Source organism: Acetobacteroides hydrogenigenes, from assembly GCF_004340205.1.
GTDB lineage: Bacteria > Bacteroidota > Bacteroidia > Bacteroidales > ZOR0009 > Acetobacteroides > Acetobacteroides hydrogenigenes.
On the sequence record NZ_SLWB01000003.1, the window covers coordinates 1 to 22,171 of the forward strand.

At 49.7% G+C, this 22,171-nt stretch carries 18 protein-coding genes and 1 tRNA gene; 7 read left to right on the forward strand and 12 right to left on the reverse strand.

Features of this window, described 5'->3' with window-relative positions; all coding sequences use genetic code 11:
- The first annotated feature begins 139 nt into the window (after positions 1 to 139).
- Positions 140 to 457 carry a hypothetical protein gene (locus tag CLV25_RS04045; RefSeq protein ID WP_131838363.1) on the forward strand — a complete coding sequence of 106 codons (318 nt, stop codon included), beginning with the start codon at positions 140 to 142 and terminating at the stop codon, positions 455 to 457.
- Positions 458 to 478: 21 nt separating this feature from the next.
- Here the strand turns inward: CLV25_RS04045 and CLV25_RS04050 are convergent, their stop codons facing one another.
- Complete coding sequence (locus CLV25_RS04050; RefSeq protein ID WP_131838364.1) at positions 479 to 3,439, reverse strand: DEAD/DEAH box helicase; 2,961 nt, start codon at positions 3,437 to 3,439, stop codon at positions 479 to 481.
- A 168-nt stretch (positions 3,440 to 3,607) separates the two neighbouring features.
- Here CLV25_RS04050 and CLV25_RS04055 point away from each other — a divergent pair, with 168 nt between their 5' ends.
- The 3 genes from CLV25_RS04055 (at position 3,608) to CLV25_RS04065 (ending at position 7,864) form a co-directional block, all read left to right on the forward strand.
- Positions 3,608 to 5,419 (forward strand): amino acid ABC transporter substrate-binding protein, encoded by a 1,812-nt coding sequence (locus CLV25_RS04055; RefSeq protein ID WP_131838365.1) that lies wholly within the window; start codon positions 3,608 to 3,610, stop codon positions 5,417 to 5,419.
- Between the two features lie 541 nt (positions 5,420 to 5,960).
- The gene (locus CLV25_RS04060; RefSeq protein ID WP_131838608.1) at positions 5,961 to 7,280 is read left to right on the forward strand and encodes an MATE family efflux transporter; all 1,320 of its coding nucleotides are present in this window, start codon (positions 5,961 to 5,963) and stop codon (positions 7,278 to 7,280) included.
- Positions 7,281 to 7,354: 74 nt separating this feature from the next.
- On the forward strand, positions 7,355 to 7,864 hold the full coding sequence (locus tag CLV25_RS04065; RefSeq protein ID WP_131838366.1) for a nitroreductase family protein: 510 nt from the start codon (positions 7,355 to 7,357) through the stop codon (positions 7,862 to 7,864).
- Positions 7,865 to 8,220: 356 nt separating this feature from the next.
- On the opposite strand, the gene CLV25_RS04070 is transcribed toward CLV25_RS04065, so the two are convergent.
- A complete protein-coding gene (locus CLV25_RS04070) occupies positions 8,221 to 8,967 on the reverse strand; it encodes a Mut7-C RNAse domain-containing protein (protein WP_131838367.1) in 747 nt (248 codons plus the stop codon).
- A 227-nt stretch (positions 8,968 to 9,194) separates the two neighbouring features.
- Here CLV25_RS04070 and CLV25_RS04075 point away from each other — a divergent pair, with 227 nt between their 5' ends.
- Positions 9,195 to 10,337 (forward strand): DUF6600 domain-containing protein, encoded by a 1,143-nt coding sequence (locus tag CLV25_RS04075; RefSeq protein WP_131838368.1) that lies wholly within the window; start codon positions 9,195 to 9,197, stop codon positions 10,335 to 10,337.
- Between the two features lie 307 nt (positions 10,338 to 10,644).
- Here the strand turns inward: CLV25_RS04075 and dinB are convergent, their stop codons facing one another.
- Positions 10,645 to 11,715 carry a DNA polymerase IV gene (dinB, locus tag CLV25_RS04080; RefSeq protein WP_131838369.1) on the reverse strand — a complete coding sequence of 357 codons (1,071 nt, stop codon included), beginning with the start codon at positions 11,713 to 11,715 and terminating at the stop codon, positions 10,645 to 10,647.
- Positions 11,716 to 11,834: 119 nt separating this feature from the next.
- Entirely contained in the window at positions 11,835 to 12,560 is a 726-nt protein-coding gene (locus tag CLV25_RS04085) for a phosphorylase family protein (RefSeq protein WP_131838370.1), read from the reverse strand.
- 115 nt (positions 12,561 to 12,675) lie between these two features.
- On the opposite strand from CLV25_RS04085, the gene CLV25_RS04090 reads away from it, so the two are divergent.
- Complete coding sequence (locus CLV25_RS04090) at positions 12,676 to 13,851, forward strand: hypothetical protein (RefSeq protein ID WP_131838371.1); 1,176 nt, start codon at positions 12,676 to 12,678, stop codon at positions 13,849 to 13,851.
- A gap of 225 nt (positions 13,852 to 14,076) precedes the next feature.
- Here CLV25_RS04090 and prmA read toward each other — a convergent pair whose 3' ends face one another.
- The 3 genes from prmA to CLV25_RS04105 form a co-directional block, all read right to left on the reverse strand.
- Entirely contained in the window at positions 14,077 to 15,015 is a 939-nt protein-coding gene (gene prmA, locus CLV25_RS04095; RefSeq protein WP_207895584.1) for a 50S ribosomal protein L11 methyltransferase, read from the reverse strand.
- Positions 15,016 to 15,345: 330 nt separating this feature from the next.
- Complete coding sequence (tpiA, locus tag CLV25_RS04100) at positions 15,346 to 16,098, reverse strand: triose-phosphate isomerase (RefSeq protein WP_131838372.1); 753 nt, start codon at positions 16,096 to 16,098, stop codon at positions 15,346 to 15,348.
- A gap of 35 nt (positions 16,099 to 16,133) precedes the next feature.
- Positions 16,134 to 17,210, reverse strand: coding sequence for an ABC transporter permease (locus CLV25_RS04105; protein WP_131838373.1), 1,077 nt, complete (start codon positions 17,208 to 17,210; stop codon positions 16,134 to 16,136).
- 221 nt (positions 17,211 to 17,431) lie between these two features.
- On the opposite strand from CLV25_RS04105, the gene CLV25_RS04110 reads away from it, so the two are divergent.
- Positions 17,432 to 17,505 (forward strand) — tRNA-Arg (locus CLV25_RS04110).
- A gap of 120 nt (positions 17,506 to 17,625) precedes the next feature.
- Here the strand turns inward: CLV25_RS04110 and CLV25_RS04115 are convergent.
- The 5 genes from CLV25_RS04115 to CLV25_RS04135 are packed head-to-tail and all read right to left on the reverse strand — an operon-like array spanning position 17,626 to position 22,170.
- Positions 17,626 to 18,666 carry a beta-ketoacyl synthase chain length factor gene (locus tag CLV25_RS04115; RefSeq protein WP_131838374.1) on the reverse strand — a complete coding sequence of 347 codons (1,041 nt, stop codon included), beginning with the start codon at positions 18,664 to 18,666 and terminating at the stop codon, positions 17,626 to 17,628.
- A gap of 3 nt (positions 18,667 to 18,669) precedes the next feature.
- Positions 18,670 to 19,869 (reverse strand): beta-ketoacyl-[acyl-carrier-protein] synthase family protein, encoded by a 1,200-nt coding sequence (locus CLV25_RS04120; RefSeq protein ID WP_131838375.1) that lies wholly within the window; start codon positions 19,867 to 19,869, stop codon positions 18,670 to 18,672.
- A gap of 4 nt (positions 19,870 to 19,873) precedes the next feature.
- A complete protein-coding gene (locus CLV25_RS04125; RefSeq protein ID WP_131838376.1) occupies positions 19,874 to 20,137 on the reverse strand; it encodes a phosphopantetheine-binding protein in 264 nt (87 codons plus the stop codon).
- Between the two features lie 10 nt (positions 20,138 to 20,147).
- Positions 20,148 to 21,425 (reverse strand): ABC transporter permease, encoded by a 1,278-nt coding sequence (locus CLV25_RS04130; protein WP_131838377.1) that lies wholly within the window; start codon positions 21,423 to 21,425, stop codon positions 20,148 to 20,150.
- Positions 21,418 to 22,170, reverse strand: a complete 753-nt coding sequence (locus CLV25_RS04135) for an ABC transporter ATP-binding protein (protein WP_131838378.1) — start codon at positions 22,168 to 22,170, stop codon at positions 21,418 to 21,420. The genes CLV25_RS04130 and CLV25_RS04135 overlap by 8 nt, the downstream gene beginning before the upstream one ends.
- Between the last annotated feature and the right edge of the window lies 1 nt (position 22,171).

A 22,171-nucleotide genomic window follows, 5' to 3' on the forward strand; every position in this document is an offset into this window, starting at 1 on the left:
CAAAGGAAGGCTAGGCCTCTTATCGGAGCAAGGGTATACAAGTGGCTCCGTTCCCTCGCCACCCTTGCTCCGATAAGAGGCCTAACCTAAAAGGCAGGTGTAATTCCTGCTTCCGAGAAAATATGGTAGACACAGTTCCGTGAATACTCCCCCCTCTGTACGATTCAACATCACCGATGTTTGTCTCAACATCGGCGTTGTTCGATTCAACATCACCGATGTTCGCCTCAACATCGGCGTTGTACGATTCAACATTACCGATGTTTGTCTCAACATCGGCGTTGTTCGATTCAACATCACCGATGTTCGCCTCAACATCGGCGTTGTACGATTCAACATTACCGATGTTCGCCTCAACATCGGCGTTGTACGATTCAACATTACCGATGTTCGCCTCAACATCGGCGATGTACGATTCAACATTACCGATGTTCGTCTCAACATCGGGCAGCCGTAGCGTTCTGTTGCCTTGTTAATTCTAGAAGAGCTGCAGCAGGATATCCTCCGAAATCTTGCTGAGCGGGTTGTTGGAGTTGACAAAGATATCGGCCAGCTCCGACTTCTGCCGCTGCAGGTCCATGATGCGCTCCTCGATGGAGTCGGTGGTGATGAAGCGGTAGGCGAATACCCTATTCGCCTGCCCAATGCGGTGCGAGCGGCTGATGGCCTGGTTTTCGGCTGCCGGATTCCACCACGGATCGATGATAAAGACGTAGTCGGCCTCGGTGAGGTTGAGCCCCACACCTCCAGCTTTAAGCGATATGAGGAACACCTTTACCTCCTCCTTCTTCTTAAACTCTTCTACCACCTGCTGACGGTTGGTAGTACCTCCGGTAAGGATATTGTACTGGATGCCGGAATCGTCGAGGTAGGCGGCCACCAGGTTTAGGTGCTGCACGAACGACGAGAAGACGAGCACCTTGTGCCCCTCGTTGATCACGCTCTCGATGTTGCGGGTGATCTCCTCGAACTTGCCCGACTCGTTGTACCCCTCAAATCCGGCTAGCGAAGGATGGTTGGCCAGCTGGCGCAGCTTGGTGAGCAGCTGCAGGAAAACGAAGCGCGAGCGCTTGTTGTTGCCTTCCTTTAGCTCGGCGAGCATCCTTTCGCGGGCAAGGCGCTTTTCTTCCTCGTAGAGGTCGCGCTGCTTGTCGGTCATCTCGCAGAAAATCTCTAGTTCGGTTACTTCGGGAAGCTCCGAGGCCACCTTCTCCTTCGTTCGGCGAAGGATGAAGGGCTCAATTAGGTTTTTCAGCTTCTCCTGGCGTCCCTGATGGTTGTACTTCTCGATGGGGATAACGTACTGCTCCTTGAAGAGCGATAGGTTGCCCAGCAGCCCCTTGTTCAGGAAGTTCATCTGCGCCCAGAGGTCGGTTAGACCGTTTTCAATCGGCGTGCCCGATAGCGAGAGCCTGTACATGGTTTTTACCTGCATGCAGGCCTTGTAGGTGGCCGAGTCGGGGTTTTTTATAGTTTGGCTTTCGTCGAGGATCAGGTAGAAGAACTTAAACTTGCTCATCATATCTATGTCGTTACGCACCGTTCCGTAGGTGGTGATAATGACATCGTATGGCGCAAAGGTCGATGGGCTTTTAGCCCTCGATGCCCCCGTATGCTCGTGTATTTTGATGGATGGGGCAAACTTTCGTAGCTCGTTTCGCCAGTTGTGCACCAGCGAGGTGGGCAGCACAATAAGGCTTACCGGATGGCTGGTGGTGGTAGGTTCTGTATTGTTCGCCTCGGCAGCGCTAAACAGGTCGAGCGGCACTGTAGGCTTTACCGATGCCTCGCGCTCGTAGGTGAAGCTATCCTTGCAGTACTGGAGCAGCGATATGGTTTGAAGCGTCTTACCCAAACCCATGTCGTCGGCAAGGCAGCCGCCAAAGCTGTTCATGTGAAGGTACTTTAGCCACGCAACCCCCAGCTTCTGGTAGTCGCGTAGGGTAGCGTTTACCCCCTTAACAGTATTGGCCGATTGCACTAGGTTCGACTCGGAGTACTGCTTTAGCGATTCGATCTCCGATGGATCGATACCCTCAAGCCCTTCAACCAACGAGAAGTGCTGCTTTTGAAGATGCAGCGTACCATCGGTTTCTCTACCGAAGACCAGCAGCTGGCGGTGCTCCTTAAACCAGTGCTGGGGGATGATGGCCTGTCGGCCGCTATCGAGATCGACCAGCTTTTGTCCCTTGATAACGCACTTCCTAATCTGGTGAAGCGACACAAAATCGTTCCCAAAACGAATACCGCCCTTTACGATGAATCCCGAAGGATCGCTCTGCGCCATAAGCATCGACTGGCAGCTGCCGATATGCAGCTGTGGCCCATCTATCTTTTGTCCAACTTGTATTCCTAGGTTGGATAGCACCTGTGCGTTTTCGTTGAGCCACTCAACCGTTCTGTACATCGAGTGCTCGGGCTCGAACTCCTCATTTTTAGGAATGATGTAGGTTGCACCGGTATGGTGTATCAATCCTATGGAGCAAAGCTTCTTTTCGATGCGCTCCTCAGTCTTAGTATCCCTCTCGTACTTGGTAAAAACAAATCGCTTTTGGTCGGCACGGAAGGTTACCAGCGGCTCGGTTTTCGATCCCGAGTAGAAGTCGCGGTTCTCGTAGCTGAACTTGAGCGAAAGGGTTGCCCGTCCGTCCAATCCCTTCTCGAACGTAAGTACCGGTTTGGCAGTAACCTTTGGTTCTACGATATCGAACCCGCTGGCCTTTACCACTTGACTCTTGATGGTGTTAAGCACGAACGACTCCATGTACTTGCGTACGGTGGCCGTACCGATGGTGATAAACGGCTTGGTGAAAAACGGCGTTAGCTTCTTGCTGTCTATGCCCTCGAAGCGGTAAAGGGTGCTATTTACCATGATTAGCGCGGGTATGTTGGCAATTGCCTCCACGTGCTGGCTGGTTAGCGATATGCTCTTCTGGCCAACTTCCGCATCGATGTGGTACTTGAGCCCATCTACCGAAAGCGCAAAGTTGAAGATAGGGGTTGCCACGTGTGGCTCTACCGCTATCCTGTTATCCTCGTAAACGTTGTTGTACTTCTTATCCTTAAAGTACAACTTAATATCCTGGTTGGCGGCCAAAAGGTTGGCCACCTTCGCCATTCGTAGCTCTATGTAGGGGCGAATATGCTCTTCGAACTTTACAACCTCCATCTTTTCAATAAACTCCTTGGTATTTTGCGTCTTGGCAAACTTGCTGGCCAAAACCTTTTCGGAGTACTCGTTGCAAAGCTTAAGGATTTCCTGCTCTGTGCTGGTTAGATCGAAGCTCTCAGGCTTCTTCCCATGGAGGTTCTCGGCAATGGTGTATATCTTTTCGGCAATGGTGTTGATGAAAATTGGTATAAAGATGTTTCCCAAAACCCTATGCTGGGTAAGGGCTACAACGAAGCTAGTTTTTGAATTGCTATTTAGCGGCGACATTTACTGATACTCCTTTAAGCAGGCAAACATACGGAAAAAACCAAATGCGAGTGCTTACCTTTTAGCCCCGAAATTGTTTTTAGCATTTATTTAAGGTAACCTGCTGTAATGCTTCGATTATCGGTTTTACTTTTATAATTTTGTTGCTATCTAATATTTGCGTGTAATATGAGATACTTGTTTACATTTCTATTGGTTAATGCTTTATTTATCAACACCCCTGTTGTTGGGCAAAGCGACTCTGTGCAGGTAAAGGTGTCGAAGGATAAGGTTAAGATATCGGGCAAACTCTACTATATTCATACCGTTAGATCGGGTGAAACGCTCTACAATATTGCTAGAGCCTATCAAGTTGCACAAGCCGCTATCATCGAAAACAACCCAGAGCTATATCAGGGCGTAAAAGCTGGTAATACAATAAAGATCCCGGTTGTACAGGAGCTTAAAAATTCGAATAAGAACAAAGGGGTTTTCCATATCGTAAAGAAGGGCGAAACGCTGTACGGTATTTCAAAGCAGTACAACATTCCTACCGAAACTTTGGCAAAGATCAACCTTCTTACCGATTACAACGTTAAAGAGAATCAAAGCTTGTTCATCTCCAACGATGAAACTATTCGGAAGAACCATAAGGCCGCCGATGCACTTGCGGCTAGTAACGAAACCCGACTAACGTCATCTGACGCTGGCCATGAGGTTTTGCCAAAGGAAACGCTAACGTCTATCTCGAAAAAATATGCAATTACCATAGATGAGCTGGTTGATGCCAACCCATTCTTAAAGGATGAAGGATTAAAGATTGGGCAAAAGCTTACGATTCCTGCACCTTCAGCACAAAACCGGGGGGGCGAGGCTGCTCAAATAGGCGAAAAGCATAGTAAGGATTGTCCATCGTATACCTACAAGGCATCTACCGCTTTCAATGTGGTGATGATGCTCCCTTTTGGAGGCGAGGCTAGCGTGGATACCTCTGCTAAAAGCGCTGCATCAGGTCGCTTTGAGGATATCCTTCAGTACTACGAGGGAGCTCTAATTGCCATAGACTCGCTCAAGAACAAAGGGGTTTCGGTGAATCTAACGGTGATTGACACTAAATCGGACAAGGAGCCAAATGCTATTGCTCAGGCTCTAAAGAATCCAGCGCTAAAAGAGGCTAACCTTATTATTGGTCCGGTTTACCCTGAGGCCATTCCGATGGTGGCCAAGTATGCCGATAGCCATAAAATTCCGATGGTATCACCGCTCGCTACAACCGAATCGTTGGTTAGAAACAACGATTACCTGATACAGATTGCAACCGAAGCCGATGTGCTTACAAAGCTATCGGTAGAGTATGCAAAAAAGGACGAGGGTAAAACGATCCTAGTCGTTCCTTCGGATGGCTCGGATGCCAAACTGGTAAAGGAGTTTAAGGCTATGTTTAAGGAGAAGCTTCCAGAGCTAAGCTACCGTCAGGGGAATAACGCAGCTTCGCAGCGTGAGGCGTTGAGGGGGAAACTGGCCGAGGGCAAGAAGAATCGCTTTGTGGTGCTTTCGAACAACGAGGTGTTCGTGCTCGATTTTCTGCAAAACCTAACGACCGCTTCCAAAGGGTACGATGTAGAGGTGCTCGGAACGCAAAGATGGCTAAAGTTTAACAGCATAGATATGGCGTACCTTCATGGATCGAATGTGCAGATGTACGTTCATAACTACGTTGACTACAACGTAGAAAGTACCAAGTCTTTTGTTCGTAGCTTTAGGCGCTACTACAAGGCGGACCCGAACAACTATGCTTTTCGTGGTTTCGACGTGGCCTACTTCTTTATAGAGGCGTTACGTAAGCACGGTCCCGATTTCATTGGCTGTTTGCCTAAGCTTAGCGGTAAGAACATTCACACTCCGTTCCGATTCGCTAAGGAAGGCGATGGCGGGTATCTGAATACCGATGCGGCTCTAATAAAGCATATCGAAGGGTACAAGGTGGTAAGGTTGAAGTAGCAAAATAGTAACTCTAGAATAGAAGCCCGAGCCAACAAATCGCTGCTCGGGCTTTTTGTCTTATAGCGTTTGCTGTTAGGATAGTTTTTCCCCGTCGATGGTGCAAGTTTACTGCAACGATGATGTCTAACGCTAACCCTATACCTAGGAGCGCAGCTGCAGAGGCATAGGCGTCAAGCTAAGGCTTCAACCGACAGATGGGAGTGGATTAAAGCGCTACAAAGTAGCGCCACTTGAGTAACCGTGGGTGTAAGCCCACGGTCATTTGACAGAAAACAATCAGCCCCGAAGGGGTTGCCCTCAATGCTGCTCGTTCGTCAAAAGGGCCAGCCCCATTCGGGGCTGATAAAAAGGGAAGGGCTTGCATCCACGGATTTCATCCGCGGTTATTAAGGGGTCGCTACTTTGTAGCATGCCCCCGTTTAGCTTGACGGATATGGCTGCCGAGGCTAGGGAAGCTATGGATGAGAATTTTTAATGTTAATACTAAATAGAACGTATCGTTTTGAATCGAATTAAAGATTTTACGAAAGGTCCGATTATGTCTCCATTGGTAAAGCTGGCGCTCCCTATTATGGGAACCTCCTTTATCCAGATGACATATACCATGGTGGATATTGCCTGGCTAGGGCGCTTAGGTAGCGCTGCTGTGGCAGCAGCTGGTGCAGCCAGCTTTTTTGTGTGGCTTGGGAATGCCCTTGCACTAAACACTAAGATTGGTGCAGAGGTAGGGGTGTCGCAGTCAATTGGTGCGGGGTTAATCGATAAGGCACGCACGTTTGCATCTACAAGCCTTACGGTTGCGCTTGCGCTTGCGCTGGTTTACGGGGTGTTCCTTTTTGCCGCTGCTCCTTTGCTTATAGGCTTCTTTGGGCTAAACGCAGCCATTACGCACGAGGGGGTTACCTTCCTTCGCATCATCGCCTTTAGCGCGCCGTTTATTCTGCTCAACGCAACCTTTACGAGCATCTACAACGCTACGGGGCAGAGCAAGATTCCGTTTTTCATAAACCTTACCGGGCTAGCGGTTAACATGGTGCTCGATCCCTTTCTGATTTTCGGAATTGGTTTTCCCAAGATGGGGGTTGCCGGGGCTGCACTGGCAACAACGCTTTCGCAGGGGGTGGTAACCTCGCTGTTTATCTACGAAATTACGGGGCCTAGAAAGCTTTTTAAGCACTTTCAGCTATTCGTAAAACCCCAGTGGTACTACGTAAAGATGATTCTGAAGAGGGGCTTCCCGGCCAGCTTGCAGAACTCCCTTTTTGCCTTCTTCTCGATGAACTTGGCCCGAATTGCCGCCGAGTGGGGCTATCTTGGGGTTACGGCCCAAAGCGTGGGCGCGCAGATTGAGGCTATCTCGTGGAATACCGCACAGGGATTTTCGACGGCGCTGAGCGCCTTTGTTGGCCAGAACTACGGGGCTAGGATGTATGGGCGTATACGGAATGCCTACTTCAACACCATGGGGGTAATGGCTATCTGGGGAACGCTGATTGGGGGGCTCTTCATCGTTTTTGGTGGCGAGATCTTTGGGCTGTTTGTTCCAGAGCCGGAGGCCATCAAGGAGGGTGCCATTTACCTACGAATCTTGGGCTTTTCGCAGCTGTTTATGGTATTCGAGATAACCTCTACGGGTGCTTTTACCGGCATCGGGCGGACGCTACCTCCTTCTATCCTGGGTATAACGCTGACGGGATCGCGTATCCCGCTGGCAATAGCGCTTACGGCAACCTCGCTGCAGCTGTCGGGGGTGTGGTGGTCCATCACCATTTCGAGCATTCTTAAGGGAATAATTCTTCCGCTGATGTTTATCTACGTGCTGCATCGAATAGTACAGCTGCACCGTAAATGCGAGTAGCGGACTTGGTGATGCGCGATCTTCAATCGTAAATTGTGCCTTAAATTCGGATGAACCATTTAAACCCTTACAAGATGAACTTTTTGGAATTGGTTAAGCACCGAGCTTCGGTGCGCTCCTTCTCGGAGAGGGCGGTGGAGGCCAAAACGCTGGAGTATATCTTAGAGTGCGCCCGCCTGGCGCCATCGGCGGTAAACTACCAGCCTTGGCGATTCTTTGTTGTCAGCAGCGCCGAGGCAAAGAAGGCGCTGCAGCGGTGCTACAACCGCGAGTGGTTTACCTCGGCGCCGCTCTACATCCTGGCCTGTGGCGATAGCGGTAAGTCGTGGAAGCGGGGCAGCGACGGTAAGGATCACCTCGATATCGATGTGGCCATTGCCGTGGAGCACATCTGCCTTGCCGCTGCCGAGCAGGGGTTGGGCACCTGCTGGGTGTGCAACTTCGATGCTGCGCTATGCAGCCAAGAGCTACGCCTGCCCGAGAACCTTATCCCGGTTGCCATAATTCCGCTGGGGTATCCCGCAGGTGAGGTTGAGAGAAGGGGAAGCCGAAAAGACATCGAAGAAATTGTTGCGGAGCTGTAGGCTTTTGCGAAAAGCATGTCCACATAAGCTATTTGAAGGCGTTATTTTACTGAAAACATACTCTCGCAAATTACGAGTGGCAATTTTTTTCCAAAAACATGCTCCCGTAAATTACGGGAGGCAATTTTCCCCGATAAACATGTTCTCGCAAATTACGAGTGGCGATTTTTTTCCAAAAACGTGCTCCCGTAAATTGCAGGAGGTGATTTCTCCCGAAAAATGTGCTCTCGTAAATTACGGGAGGCGATTCTTCTCGAAAAACGTGCTCTCGTAAATTACGAGCGGCGATTTCTCCCCAAAAATAAGCTCCAGCAAATTGCGCGAGGCGATTTTGGGTGCAAGAGCTCGTTTGCGCTTTACCTTTCCTCTAAAGTCTTAATAAGATGTAGCATGCGCTCGTAGTGCGATCCCTCCCAGTAGATGTTGCCACAGCCTTGGCACCGGTAAAATTTGTTGAAGCACTTTATGGTTAGCGGTTCGAGCCGATCGAGGATGCTCGCTTTGGGAACCTCCATCAGCATGCCGTTGCAGCGGATGCATCGGTTAAAGGGGTCGATCTGGCGGTAGAGCTCGAAGCGGGCCATAACCTCCCTAACCTGCTCGCGCGGCTTTTGGCTGCGCACCCAGTAGCCGTGCGTTACCGTCTTTACCATTAGCAGCCCCACGTCGTGGGTTAGGATGATGCGGTGCTGGGCGAGCGCGATGCGGATAATCTCCTCATCGCCGTAGTCGTTGCGGTAAAGGGTATCGAAGCCGAGCATCCGCAGGTACTTGGCCAGCTTGCCTAGGTGTACATCTAGGATGAACCGGGTATGGCGCAGCGGCCTTTCGCGCAGGAGCGTTATGCCCGATATGTCCAGCGTTTCGAACGTTGGGTACACCGACACGTAGTCGCCGTGCTGAAGCCGGTAGGCAAAATCGACCGATTGCCCGTTTACCAGAATCAGATCCACCTCCACATGCGGCACGCCAAGGGCCTCTACGGCATCCTTTACCGAAGGGCTGCCGTTAAACGGGTAGGCAAAAGCCACCTTCACCTTTGCGTGCGGAAGGAAGTCGTTCAGCTCCTCGTAGAATCGGAATGTGGCCTGCTTGCGGTACATGGGTGATGATATTGAATCTTAAAGGTACGTCAGTTCTGGCTAAGCCTCAAATTTGGGAGAAGGTTCACACTTGTCGAAGGCTACTGCCTAATGTCGTCAGCTTAAGCAAATCGTGAATAGCGGTTGCTACTCTTAGCTAGTGCTTAGAACTGTTATAATCTAATTCTACCTCTTTACACCTCCACTACATCGGTGTAATTTGTACTGATTTACTAAAATGCCTAGGTATGAAAGCAGGAGCGTTGTTCATTTTGCTACTAGTAGGAATTACGGGCTCTTCGTGTGCTACAATGACGGTTGCTTCTCAGCCGCAACCCTACGAGAGCATCTCGCAAAGCCAGTTCTACGACGATTTAGCGCCCTACGGACGATGGGTTCAGCTAAACCACTATGGGCTGGTATGGCAGCCTTGGGATTTACCCTACGGTTGGCGCCCTTACTCCGATGGCTACTGGGTGTACACCGACTACGGATGGACCTTCGAGTCGGATGTTCCCTATGGCTGGGCGGTTTACCACTATGGTCGGTGGGCGTTCGATAGCCGCTTTGGATGGGTTTGGGTGCCCGGCTACGAGTGGGGCCCTGCCTGGGTTGCCTGGAGGTATGGCGATGGCTATGTTGGCTGGGCTCCGCTGGCGCCAGAGGTTGTATGGTCGGCACATGGCGGCTTCGGTAGGGGAGGTGTCGATATCGAAATTGGTATAGGAGGCTTTGCCTGGTGCTTTGTTAACGAGCTGCACTTCTGCAATAGGCACATTCGAGATTACCTCGAAGTGCCAGCCCGTAACGTTACCATCATCCGAAGATCCCGAAATGTTACCCATTACCATGTGGTTGATAACCGGATAATGAACAGCAGCATTTCGCGCGAGGATGCCGAACGGTTTACCCGTCAACGGGTGGAGCGGTACCGGGTTTCGGAGGCTCGCTCGCGTAGCGAGGCAGGCCTCTCGCCTAAGAATGATGAGCTGCGTATCTACCAGCCCCGAGTTCAGCCGCTACCTTCGAGGGGTGATGTTCGGAGGTCGATTCCTAACGGAAGGGTGGTAAACTCATCTCAGTCGCGCGTTGCTAGGGAAACTCCCGAACAAACGCAGCAGCGGCACAACGAGGAGGCAAAGCAGTTTAACTCTCAGGTGGAGAATCAGCGAAGGAGGCTCGACAATGTCCATCAGGAGCAGCTAAATCAGCCGAAGGCGAAGGAGGAACGGCAGCCCATTGTTCGCCAGCAACGAACCGAGGTGAAAACGTTTAACCAAAATCGTTCTAGGGAAACAAGGGTTCTAGACCAGCGGCAAAAGATGGAAAACCGCGAGGTTCGCCAGCAGCCACGCCAGGAGAAATCACAACCCGAAAGGAAGGGGAGGTAAACCTGCTGTTATGCCAAGGTCCAGCCCATAGCCGTCAAGCTAAGGATTTTGTTCAACGCTCAAATGCATAATCAAGGCAGTTTATCCTCCCGCCCAAGCGGGAGGCAGGGGTGGGTTAAGGACGCTAAATGAAGCGAAAATGTTGGTATAAACGAACCAACCCACCCCCCTCCCGCCTAAGCGGGAGGATAACGTGCGGCTATTGGGCGCTTATTCTTTAGATTTAGGCTTAGCTTGACGGCTGTGGGGCTAGCCTCATCCGAACGAGGATTCTTTAACTTCTTTGACTTCTCTATTCTTGCTGCTCCTAGAACTTCAGCGTCAGCTGTATGCCATCCTTGCCCTCCTCCTCGGCGTTGGAGATGGAGAGGCCCAGCAGGCGTACCTTGGTATCGTCGAGGTAGGTTTGCAGCAGCAGCTCCTTGGCGTACTTATGTATGGTGTCGAAGCTGGTAAACCACCCGTTGATGGTTTTGCTGCGGGTAATCTGCTCAAAGTTGTGGAACTTTACCTTTAGGGTGATGGTCTTCCCCTTAAAGTTGGCCTCCTTAACGCGCTCGAACACCTCCTGCTCAATCTTGTAGAGCTCGGCAATGCGCTCGAACTTGGTGGTGAGGTCCTTCTCGAAGGTGATTTCGGCGCCCACCGACTTGCGGATGTGCGAGCTCTTCACCTCGCGCTCGTCGATGGCACGGGCCATGCTGTAGAAGAAGAGCCCGCTCTTGCCGAATAGGCGGGTTAGCTCGTGCAGCTCGCGCAGCTTAAGGTCCTTGCCCGTATGGATGCCGTAGCGGTGCATCTTCTCGGCCGTTACCTTGCCGATACCGTAGAACTTCTCGATGGGCAGCTTCTCTACGAATGCCTCCGCCTCCTCGGGGCGCACCACGGTTATGCCGTTGGGCTTTTGCATGTCGGAGGCAATCTTTGCCAGAAACTTGTTGAACGACACCCCTGCCGAAGCCGTTAGTCCTGTCTCGTCTAAAATTCGCTTTTTGATGAGCTTGGCAATCTCGGTGGCCGATGTCTGCTGCACCAGATTTTCGGTAACATCCAAAAAGGCCTCATCTATGGATAGGGGCTCAATTTTATCGGTAAACTCGCGGAAGATACTCATGATTTGGTGCGAAACCGCCTCATAAACGTCGAAGTGGGGACGAACAAAGATGAGATCGGGGCAAAGGCGCTTGGCCACCACGCTGCTCATGGCTGAGTGAACACCAAACTTACGCGCCTCGTAGCTGCACGTGGCCACCACCCCGCGCTCCGACGAGCTGCCAACGGCAATAGCCTTGCCCTGCAGCTCGGGGTTGTCGCGCTGCTCGATGGAGGCAAAAAAGGCATCCATATCGATGTGGATTATCTTACGCTGGGTGGTCATTCTTTTGCAGTATCACGTATCACGACTTAATTTTCAAAACGGAGGCTCAGAGATACAGAGTTCACGGAGTTCTTCCTTTAACTTCGTCTAACTTCTGAAATAACTTCTTCTAACTCCTCTTAGATGTCGTTCCCTTCTGCAATATAGTCGATAATGGTAAAACAGGCATCCTTTAGGGCTTCGGAGGCTGCATGAAGGTTCTCGAGGAACTCCTCCTGCGTGGTCTTCTCGGAATCCATCAGGTCGGTTATCGACTTAACGCTGAAGAAAGGTACTTCGTGTAGCGAGGCTACCCAGGCAAGCGCTGCGGCCTCCATATCCTTTACCTGTCCACCTATCTGGTTAATGGTTTGCTCATCGATAGCGGGCATGTCCAGCGAGTTTCCGGTGGTTATGATTCCCTGCTTGTAGCCAAGGGCATTGGCTAGTGCGGTTGTATCGTACGATGGGTAGCGGCCAATGCCGTAGGTATCCCATCCGGGGATAGGAATGCGGCGGTCGTGGAATACGAAGTGCTGGTGGCTGAGGTACACATCGCCAATGCGCGAGCCGTTACGGGCAAAGGCCCCTGCCGTTCCGGCGTTGATAATCAAATCGGGGTTAAACCGCTCGATGGCTACCTGCGCGGCGAGCGTTGCGGGTTGGGTTCCCACCAAATCGACATGATGCTGTGGGTCTTGACCGTTTACCACCACCAATATCTCGATATTCCTATAATGTCCTGTGTAGGCAAGGGGAGGTAGCTTTCCGAAGTAGCCATCCTGCTGTACTAGGTTGAAATGCTGGATTAAAGGTTTTGCCTCGGCTGGCATGGCAACCAGCAGGCAGAGCTTTGATACGTTCATCTCTTCTTTTTCCTCAAAGTAACATCAAAAAAATTGATGAAAAATGAGTGGCAAGTGTTGCAAATGTGAATTAAGGTAAACATCTTTAAAACTTTCAAAGAAAGTTAAGGGAATAATGAGAAAGGTTGTTGTTTATTTAATCGTGGGGTTTACTGTAACCTCATGTGTCACTACGACTAAAGTCTACAGGAATCCAAACTACAAGATGAGTAAGAAGGATACTGTATACATCGAAAAGTCGGCCAATTCGTACATCTATTCGGATGCCCAACTTCAGAATGAGGGCAATATTGTAACGGCGGTCCCCGACAAGCAGGTGGCCTCGCTATACCGGGTGGATAGCTCTCTTTATAATGAGCTAAAGGCATTACGGTATAAGCCGGTAATCGTCGAAAAAGGGTGGAGAAATCCGAAGAAAGGGCTGGTGATCTCCTACAAGGATTACTGGGTGAACGAGAAGGATCCGGCTTTCTTCCGCTTTTGGTTAAAGGGGATGTCGTTGAAGGACTCATCGGTATCGATGGTGTACGAGGGCGCTCCAATCCCATCTACCGATGTTAAGCCCTCGCCCGAGAAGGAGATTAAGCGCTCGATCTTAGAACTGATAACTCCAGGAATTGAGCAGGAACCCGACGAAAACGATTTCTACATAAAGGAGGATGAAACGCTGCTTCCGAAATCGAAGTACTATGCTTCGGTTAACTTTGGCATGGGTAAAACCTTTGGGAATAGCTACAACAACATCCTTCCTTCCGAGAAGGACTATAAGGAGAGCTTGCGCAAGGGAACCATTGTCTCGGGCGATTTGGGCTACTTCTTTGCACCTTACTATGGGGTGGGGCTGTCGGTATCAAGCTTTACATCGGCAAAGAAGTCGGCAACCTTAACCAGCGAGAATCCCGATATTGCACCTCGCTACCTATCAGATCAAATCCGTATTCTTTATGTTGGTCCTACATTCTATGCTCGAACGCTAATGTTTAAGGGCCGTTTTGCATCCATCATGTCAGTTTCTGGAGGCTACCTAAAGTATACCGACGACCAGAAGGCGTTTACTTCTGGAACCTTTGAAACTGGTGTGTCGAACACAATCTCGGCAAGCGGATTGGGAGCAAGACTCGGTTTAAGTGTCGAATACAAGATTATTAAAAACCTTGGAGTTGGCCTTAGTGGAGGGTTAAACATGGGGCGCTTAGAGGTGACCGATAAGATGGCTCCTACCGACGAGCAAACCCAAAAGCTGTGGATGAACCACTTTACGCTGGGCGCAGGGGTGAGGTTCTACTACTAGTGGGTAGAAGTTAAACGGGAGTTAGTTGGAAATTATACTGAAGCTAAACGGAAGTGGAGCGTAGCGACATCCCGCCTAAGCGGGAGCTGGTAGAGCCGCAATGCTTGCGGCTCGGCATCGAATAAATAAGTAAACCTGACAGGTCTTTAAGACCTGTCAGGTTTATATGCAAAGCAAAAGGAGTAGCCGCAGCTACTCCTTTTGCTTTATTAGGTATGGCATCTTTTATTTTTCGAAGGCTAGAAACGCCCATTTGTTCCTTCGGTTCTCGCCAACTTTCTTAAGGCGAAGGGCTGCCGCCGATACCTCGATGGCGGGGATATCCTCCAAAAGAATACCGCTAAAGAAGATGGTGGCCCCCGGCTTCATGCTGCGGTAGTAGGTGGGCATATCGTTGATTAGGATGTTGCGGTTGATGTTGGCCAGCACCAGATCGTACTTCTCGGGGGTGGTGAGCAGCGCGGCATTGCCGCAGAAGACGTTGGTGCGGTCGGCGACCCCGTTAAAGGCGGCGTTCTCCAGCGCGCTCTCGTACGACCAGGTATCGATATCTATGGCATCAACCTCCTTGGCCCCTTTCATGGCGGCAAGAATACCCAGCACGCCGGTGCCGGTTCCCATGTCGAGCACGGTTTTACCCGCGCAGTTGTGCTTAAGGATGCCCGATGCCATCAGGTAGGTGGTCTCGTGGTGGCCGGTGCCGAAGGCCATCTTAGGCTCCATTACGATGCGGTACTTGTAGGGCTTGTCCACGTTGTGGAAGTGGGCCAGCAGGATGCACTCGTCGTCCACCACAATAGGCTCGAAGTTCGACTCCCAAACGGCGTTCCAGTTCTGCGAAACGATCTTGCTGTGCGCTACCGCTGCCGTTGCGCCAAAGTCTTGGGCAACCTGCCTTACGGTGTTGGCAATATCATCCTTAAAAAGATTCTCTTGAATGTAGCCGTTAAAGCCATTCTCGATGTCGTCGAAGCTCTCGAATCCGGCATCGGCCAGCTCGGCAACAAGAACGTCTGCCAGCTCCTGGCTGTAGGGGGTAAGGCTTACCTTTAGTTCGATGTAATCCATGGTATAGTGCTGTAAATAGATGGCAAAGGTAGGATTTGGATGGCGAACGGCAAAACCGATTGCGCCTGTTCGCCCATATTTGGATGAATAGGCCATTTTTGCCGGTGGCTATGTCCACCTCCGCCGCTGGCACAGCCCACCTCCGGCGCTGGGTATATCCACCGTCGATGCAGGCTATGGCCACCTCCGATGCAGGGTATGTCCACCGTTGTCGCTGGCATGATCCACCGTCGTCGCTGGCATAGTCCACCGTCGTTGCTGGCTATACCCACCCCCGACAGTGGCTATATCCACCGTCGTCGATAGGTTGGTCTATCGTCGTCGATAGGTTTACCTATCATCTTTAATATCCTCCGAAGGGGTATGAATAAGAAAAGGCGTGAGAGAACCCACGCCTTTCGGTATTTTGGTGTAATCCAATCCGGATTAGAACGATTTTGCGATGGCAATAAAGTCTGCAGCCACCAGCGATGCGCCACCGATCAAACCGCCGTCAACATCAGGTTGAGCGAAGATTTCGTTGGCGTTCGAAGGCTTGCAGCTACCACCGTAAAGGATGGCAACCTCTTCAGCCTGCTTTCCGAACTTAGCGGCAAGTACGCTGCGGATGAAGGCGTGCATCTCCTGAGCCTGTGCGCTGGTAGCGGTCTTTCCGGTACCGATAGCCCAAACGGGCTCGTAGGCAAGCACCACCTTGGCTAGCTCTTCGCTGCTTAGCTGGCAAACAACGGCCTCGATTTGGGTTTTAACCACGTCGAAGTGGATGTTCGACTCGCGCTCTTCCAGCTTCTCGCCGATGCAGAAGATAGGAGCAAGGTTATGCTTAAGTGCAAGCTTAGTCTTTTCGAGAAGAAGCGCATCGGTTTCGCCGTAGTACTCTCTACGCTCCGAGTGGCCAAGAATTACGTAAGTAGCGCCAGTAGCTGCAACCATCGCAGGAGCAACCTCGCCGGTGTAGGCGCCGCTCTCGTGGTTTGCGCAGTTTTGGGCAGCTAGGGCAACGCCGCTGTTAGCAAGCTGCTCGGCTGCTGGAATAAGGTGGGTAAATGGAGTCGATACGATTAGCTCAACGCCTGCTGGCACCTCGCCAACCTTTGCAAGTACGTCTGCAATTAGCGCCTTTCCCTCTGCTGGTGTGGTATTCATCTTCCAGTTACCAGCAACGATTTTTCTTCTCATGCTCTATGTAATTATGTTGATTCTCTAATAATGCTTTATCCGTTTAGACGAACGCGCGGATCGAGTAATCCGTAGCAGATGTCCGTTAGCAGATTAACGACCACAAAGATAATAGAAAAGGTAACGACACACCCCATAACAATGGGTAAATCGTACCCCGATAGCGCCTGAACCATTACAAAGCCAAGCCCTTTCCACCCAAAGATGTACTCTACGAACACCACGCCGGCCATCATGGAGGCAAACCAGCCCGATATGGCGCCCACCACCGGGTTCAGCGAGTTCTTTAGCGCGTGGCGCATAATTACCTTTCGGGTTGATAGCCCCTTGGCCTTGGCCGTGCGGATGTAGTCCTGCGTGAACACCTCCAGCAGCGAGTTGCGGGTAAGCTGCACCACCACCGACAGCGGGCGGAGGGCCAGCGTTATCACTGGGAGTATCATATTTTTAAGCATTAGCGTAATGCCGTTGCCGTAAGGGTCTACCTCGAAGAGATTACCTGTAAGGTTTAGTCCAGTGATATCACCCAACACGTAAGCGAAGAGCCATCCAATAAGCACCGCAGCAAAGAACGATGGTAGCGACATCCCCATGGAGCACAGCGCAAGGCTTGCTTTGTCAATCCACGTTCCTTTCTTTAGGGCGATAAAAATTCCAATGCCGATGCCCAGCACCGATGCCAGCGCCATCGACAGTACCGCAAGTATGAAGGTGTTTGGAAGGGTTTCCCTGATGGTTTCGCCCACCGGCTTCTGGGTAAGGTACGAGCGGCGAAGGTAGGGAACCTTTACGGCCAGCACCTTCTTGCCGATGGTTACCCCAGCAGCCGAGGTGTACTTCTCCCTATCGAAGTAGAAGAAAGAGGAGGTGTCGGTAGAGTGTACGGATACGGGCGATAGGTCGTTGAGGTAGCTCAGGTACTGAACCGAGAGCGGTTTGTTGAGGCCCAAATCCTTTCTTATAATTTGCAGAGACTTCTCGTCCGATCGCTGGCCCATCATCATTTGGGCTGGGTCGCCGGGAAGGGCGTTAAATATCATAAATATTAGCGTTATCACGCCAAATACGATGAGGATGCTGTAGCCGATTCGCTTGAGTAGGTAGCTGACCAACGGAGTGTGCTTGTTTGATTTCCTACAAAAATAGCTATCCGAAAGGTTTAGGCAACCCTATTTCTCTAAAAGAATTTACTACAAAGAGCACGGAAGATGACGCTAAGGGCGCAAAGATTCATCGTTGTTGTGCGTCTTGAATCTTAAATCTTGCGTCTTTTTGAAGGACGGGCTTGCATTGTCTCGAAATATTTCTACCTTTGCAGCCGTTAAAACAGAACGGTCCGGTAGCTCAGTTGGATAGAGCAACAGCCTTCTAAGCTGTGGGTCATTGGTTCGAATCCAATCCGGATCACTTAGTTAACAACAAAGCGCTAATCATTTTTGATTGGCGCTTTTCTTTTATAGGTTTTTATCTTCCTCTAAAAGAGGTAAAAAAGAAAACCCATCAAGTTGCTCGATGGGGTCTATTCCTTTATATCTTTCTAACCAGTATAAATCCATGCTCAAGTCCTATGTAGTGGTTGTAGATGAGCGCTGTCTTGATTTCCCTGCTTCCCTTTTGCATTAGAACTTGTGCCGGGATCTGTTTCCCCGATATTGCTTCGGTGGCCATCCATAGCGCAAATGCCGATGCCGTCGGGTATTCTCCACATAGATTTTTGTAGGAGTAAACCGATACATCGTCAAACAACTCCTTGAAGTGGTCATAGTAGTGGTCGGTACGGCAATCTCCGTTGAAGCCAAGGAGTAGGGTGTCTATATCAGAATGCAGCAGGTTGTTCCTCCTGAGGAATTGCTCTAGCTTTTGGCTGATATCGCCATTTTCGGGATGGTGTAGCTGATCGGTATCGATGATTTCAGCAAGGGCATTCTCCTTTGCTGCCTGAACTATAAACATAGTTGCACTCTCGCCACAAACCGTTCCTGGAGTATTGCTGCCAATAAGTTGGGCAGAGTTGGTTTCTTCGGTCTTAAAGAAGCCCGCCTTTTCGTCGATGTTATAGTTAAAGCTCGATATCTCTTCGATGTTGCCAACGAGTACAGATTTAGCCTGATCTTGTTCCATTAGCAGGGATGCATCGAGTAGGGCATTCTCGAAGGCAAGACCCCGTTGTACGTGGGTGTTGCTGTAGCAGTGGTTCTTGGTGGTTATGGCCAGATAGCCGGTTACTGCGTTTGGCGTGCTTTGCACGAAGTTGGTGGGGGTAAGCGTTCCCTCTTCGTAGTCTATAATTTGGTTTAGGAAGCTGATGCAATCCTCCAGTCCACCATTGGCAGAACCAATAATCATCCCATCAACCTTAGGGTTATTCTTGAGCAAGGGCAATCCTGCTCCAATCCCCATGCGCACAGCTTTACCGATACGGCGTAGCTGTCCTGCAGGTATTAGCTCGTTGTACTTGGGCTCTATGGCAAAGTATTTTGTGCCGCTATGCTCAACGATACCTTCACTTTCGATGCCGTTGGTATAGGTTGGCTGAGGTGAAATACACTTGCTATCTCTGATATACATTGCTTAAACTTTTGAGATGACTAACGAGGTGCAGCTTCCGCTAAATCCGTACGAGTTGGAGAGCACGTTGCGGATCTCAACATCATTTTGGTAGCACCTAATGGGGGCTAGACCGTATGGCTCTTCGATCGGGGTTTCAAAGTTGAGCGATGGATACAGTTCTCCGTACTTAATGCTGAAGATGCTATAGATTGCTTCCAGCCCACCAGATGCACCAAGCGTATGTCCTGTGTACGATTTGGTAGAGTTGAACGGAGGAATCTTCGAACCAAATATTGTGGAGAAGCCAACCACTTCTGCCTTATCGTTATTCCCAGTTCCTGTACCGTGTGCGTTGATGTAGTGGATATCGTTGGGCGATAGACCTGAGCTATTCAATGCTTGCCTGATTGCATACACAACACCGTCGGCATCGTCGGAGATGGAGGAGGTGTGGTAGGCGTCACTGGCATTGCCGTATCCTTTTATCTCTGCATATACCTGTTTTCCATCAACCTCATCAAGTGCTTCTAGAACAAGGTATGCTGCACCTTCGCCAAGCGAGAGTCCGATTCTGTTTAAGTCGAACGGTTTTGTAGCGGCAGGCGATAGGATGCCTAATGAATTAAAGCCATTTACGGTGTACTTGGCAAGACTATCCACCCCGCCAACAATCACCCGTTTTGCTCTTCCAGACTTAATAAGCCTCGATCCAATCATAATGGCATTGGCCGAGGATGAGCATGCCGTATTCAGCGTGTCGACAATGCCCTTAATGCCGTAGCGTTTGGCTAAGTAAGAGGTGTGCGCGCTTGCCGAATATGATCGGATAAACTCTGAAGCCTTCGATGCGGTGTTCGCATCCTGGTAGAGCTGATCGGTAAGGCACATTCCCCCAACGGTGCTGGCCGAGATTAGCGCAGTATCAAAAGATGAAAGCGCATCCTCGTCTAAACCAGCATCGGTTATAGCCTCCCGAAAGGCTTTAAAGGCAAGAAGGTCGCTTCGTGTTAGGCCCTTCTCGTCTTTAACTTCGAGCATCAGGCGCAGCTCATCGTCGCTGGCTTTAACCTCGCCAAGAGCATGAGTCTGGGCATATTTCGAAACAAAAAACTTGCTTTGCCCAATTCCTCCGATTCCGTTTCTTAGGCTGTTCAGGTTTCCCTGTACATCTAGTCCAATGCTCGAAATTGCACCAATCCCTGTTACTACAACACGTTTCAAATGCCTAGTTTTTTCTGTTTTCAAGAATGTATTGAGCCATAGTGTTGATGTTTACCAGCACCTTACGAGCTTCAGTTGGGTTGTTCAACTTCAAGCCGTACTCGCGTTCAATCATAACGGTCATCTCTAGCGAGTCGATAGAGTCAAGGTCTAGACTACCAGCAAAAAAAGGCTCATCATCCTTAATCATTTCGGGCTCGATCTCTTGAAGATTTAGATAGTTGATTAGGTGTACTTTTAACTCCTGTTTTAATGCTTCTAGTTCCATTGTTCTTTATTTAAATGATTTTACTTCGTTTTAAGCTGCCGAATACTACGAGCAGGCATGCTCCAGTAAACGATAGAAGAAATAGCGCCACCTTAAGTAGCTCGTTCCAACTGCCGCCTTTTAGGAATACCGTGTAGAATCCTTCGAGGCACCAATATAGTGGTGAAAATTGGCTTATTGTTTTAAGGTAGCCGGGCATAACGAACACCGGAACCCAAATGCCGCCAAGCGCTGCAAAAATTATGATGGAAACAGCTCCAAAACCGTTGGCTTGCTCCTGTGTTTTTGCTAGCGATCCAACTAGCAGTGCATACGACACTGCTGCTAATCCACTAAGTAAAACAACCGTAGAAAGTCCCATCAAATCATTAGGAAGGGTCAGCGGAGTTAGTTTGATTAGTGGAAAAAGCCATTTGCCAACCGAAAAAATAAGCACTACCTGAAGGATAGCAGCAAAGAGATATACCCCCATTTTGCTGCTAAGCACCATCCAGAAGTTGGTGGGCATAGTTTTTAGCCGTATAAAGCTGCCGTTGTTTCGTTCAGCAACAATGTTGCTTCCCAACGAAACTACCATAAAGAACATGGCGAATACGGTCCACGCTGGTACGTTATGCTGGGTTGCATTGGGCATTATATCGAAGTTGGCATTGGTGGCGGCTGTTTTGGTTATGGCAACCTGATTTTGGGAGAGCACATTCTTTAGGCTTGCAGGTGTTTTTCCATCTCCCATTTCGGTGTACATATTCTCCACCATCAGGTTGTTTTCGATTAGCTGCAGGTACGACTGAACCACCCCAATAATTGAGTAGCAGTAGTTATCCTGAAGTACAGGGTCGTGGAAAAAATCAATGGCGGTTAGCTTCACCGGTTTGCTCTTGCTAGCCGAATCCTTAACTCCTAAATCGGTTAAAAATAGGGTCCCTATTTCAGAGGCCTTTTGGCGTAGGTTGTCGCTGAAGTTTTCTGGAATGTAAAGCGCCACGTTTCTATTCTGCTTAAGCAACTCCGATTTAATGGAGGCCTTTGCAATGGTGCTATCTGTGGTGATGGTAAACATGCCAGAGTGGGCCAGCATCTCGGTAAGCTTTTTACCTTGAGCACCAGCATCTCGGTTTACAACTAACATCGAGATCTTATTTTCCTTAACCAGCTTAAATGTGCTATCCTGGATTAGCGTAATAATAACCACGAGCAAAAGCGGCATAGCAAACATGATGAGCAAACCAACCTTGTCGTTGATTAGCTGCAAGACCTCTTTCTTTATGGATATATATAACTTATACATTCGAATCGCGGTATTCTTCGCCTGTAAGTTCGAGGAAAACCTCTTTAAGGCTGTTTGTTTGATGCTCTTTTAGGAGCGATGCCATTGTTTGGGAGAGGATGATCTTGCCCATGTCTATTAGTGCAATTTCGTTGCAGAACTCCTGCGCCTCCGCAAGGTGGTGCGATGTGTAGATGATGGTTGTGCCATTGGCATTCAGTTCGTCGAGCAGCTTCATAATAGCGTTTTTGCTTTGCACATCTACGCCAACGGTTGGCTCATCAAGAATTAGAATTTGTGGTTGATGTATTATACCAATGGCAAGGTTAACCCTTCGCTTCATGCCGCCTGAAAAGGTGCAAACCTGCTTGTCGGCTACGGCTGCAAGCCCTAACTTATTGAGTAAATAGTCAGTTTGGCTGGCAATTTGCTTCCGGTTAAGGTTGTAAAGCGCTCCAAAGTATTCGAGATTTTGCTTTGAGGTGAGTTCTTGGAATAGGGCGTAATCTTGCGGAACAAACCCCAGTTTTTTCCTGAATTCTTTATATTCAATTTCTCCTTTATCGCTATGGCAAAAGATATTGCCTTCCGTTTTTTCAATTATTCCACAGATAATTGATATAAGGGTTGTTTTTCCGGCACCGTTAGGTCCGAGAATGCCAAACTTGCTTCCCGGATTTATGGTGAGGCTAACCCCATCTAAACTATTCTTGGTAGCCGATGGATATCGTTTGGTGATATGCTGTATGTCTATGCCTATTCCCATA

What these genes read in the sequence shown, in the direction of transcription:
- CLV25_RS04050 (WP_131838364.1), bottom strand. Translation starts at nt 3,439, where the DNA reads ATGTCGCCGCTAAATAGCAATTCAAAAACTAGCTTCGTTGTAGCCCTT.
- CLV25_RS04055 (WP_131838365.1), top strand. Translation starts at nt 3,608, where the DNA reads ATGAGATACTTGTTTACATTTCTATTGGTTAATGCTTTATTTATCAAC.
- CLV25_RS04060 (WP_131838608.1), top strand. Translation starts at nt 5,961, where the DNA reads ATGTCTCCATTGGTAAAGCTGGCGCTCCCTATTATGGGAACCTCCTTT.
- CLV25_RS04065 (WP_131838366.1), top strand. Translation starts at nt 7,355, where the DNA reads ATGAACTTTTTGGAATTGGTTAAGCACCGAGCTTCGGTGCGCTCCTTC.
- CLV25_RS04070 (WP_131838367.1), bottom strand. Translation starts at nt 8,967, where the DNA reads ATGTACCGCAAGCAGGCCACATTCCGATTCTACGAGGAGCTGAACGAC.
- CLV25_RS04075 (WP_131838368.1), top strand. Translation starts at nt 9,195, where the DNA reads ATGAAAGCAGGAGCGTTGTTCATTTTGCTACTAGTAGGAATTACGGGC.
- dinB (WP_131838369.1), bottom strand. Translation starts at nt 11,715, where the DNA reads ATGACCACCCAGCGTAAGATAATCCACATCGATATGGATGCCTTTTTT.
- CLV25_RS04085 (WP_131838370.1), bottom strand. Translation starts at nt 12,560, where the DNA reads ATGAACGTATCAAAGCTCTGCCTGCTGGTTGCCATGCCAGCCGAGGCA.
- CLV25_RS04090 (WP_131838371.1), top strand. Translation starts at nt 12,676, where the DNA reads ATGAGAAAGGTTGTTGTTTATTTAATCGTGGGGTTTACTGTAACCTCA.
- prmA (WP_207895584.1), bottom strand. Translation starts at nt 15,015, where the DNA reads ATGGCCTATTCATCCAAATATGGGCGAACAGGCGCAATCGGTTTTGCC.
- tpiA (WP_131838372.1), bottom strand. Translation starts at nt 16,098, where the DNA reads ATGAGAAGAAAAATCGTTGCTGGTAACTGGAAGATGAATACCACACCA.
- CLV25_RS04115 (WP_131838374.1), bottom strand. Translation starts at nt 18,666, where the DNA reads ATGTATATCAGAGATAGCAAGTGTATTTCACCTCAGCCAACCTATACC.
- CLV25_RS04125 (WP_131838376.1), bottom strand. Translation starts at nt 20,137, where the DNA reads ATGGAACTAGAAGCATTAAAACAGGAGTTAAAAGTACACCTAATCAAC.
- CLV25_RS04130 (WP_131838377.1), bottom strand. Translation starts at nt 21,425, where the DNA reads ATGTATAAGTTATATATATCCATAAAGAAAGAGGTCTTGCAGCTAATC.
- CLV25_RS04135 (WP_131838378.1), bottom strand. Translation starts at nt 22,170, where the DNA reads ATGGGAATAGGCATAGACATACAGCATATCACCAAACGATATCCATCG.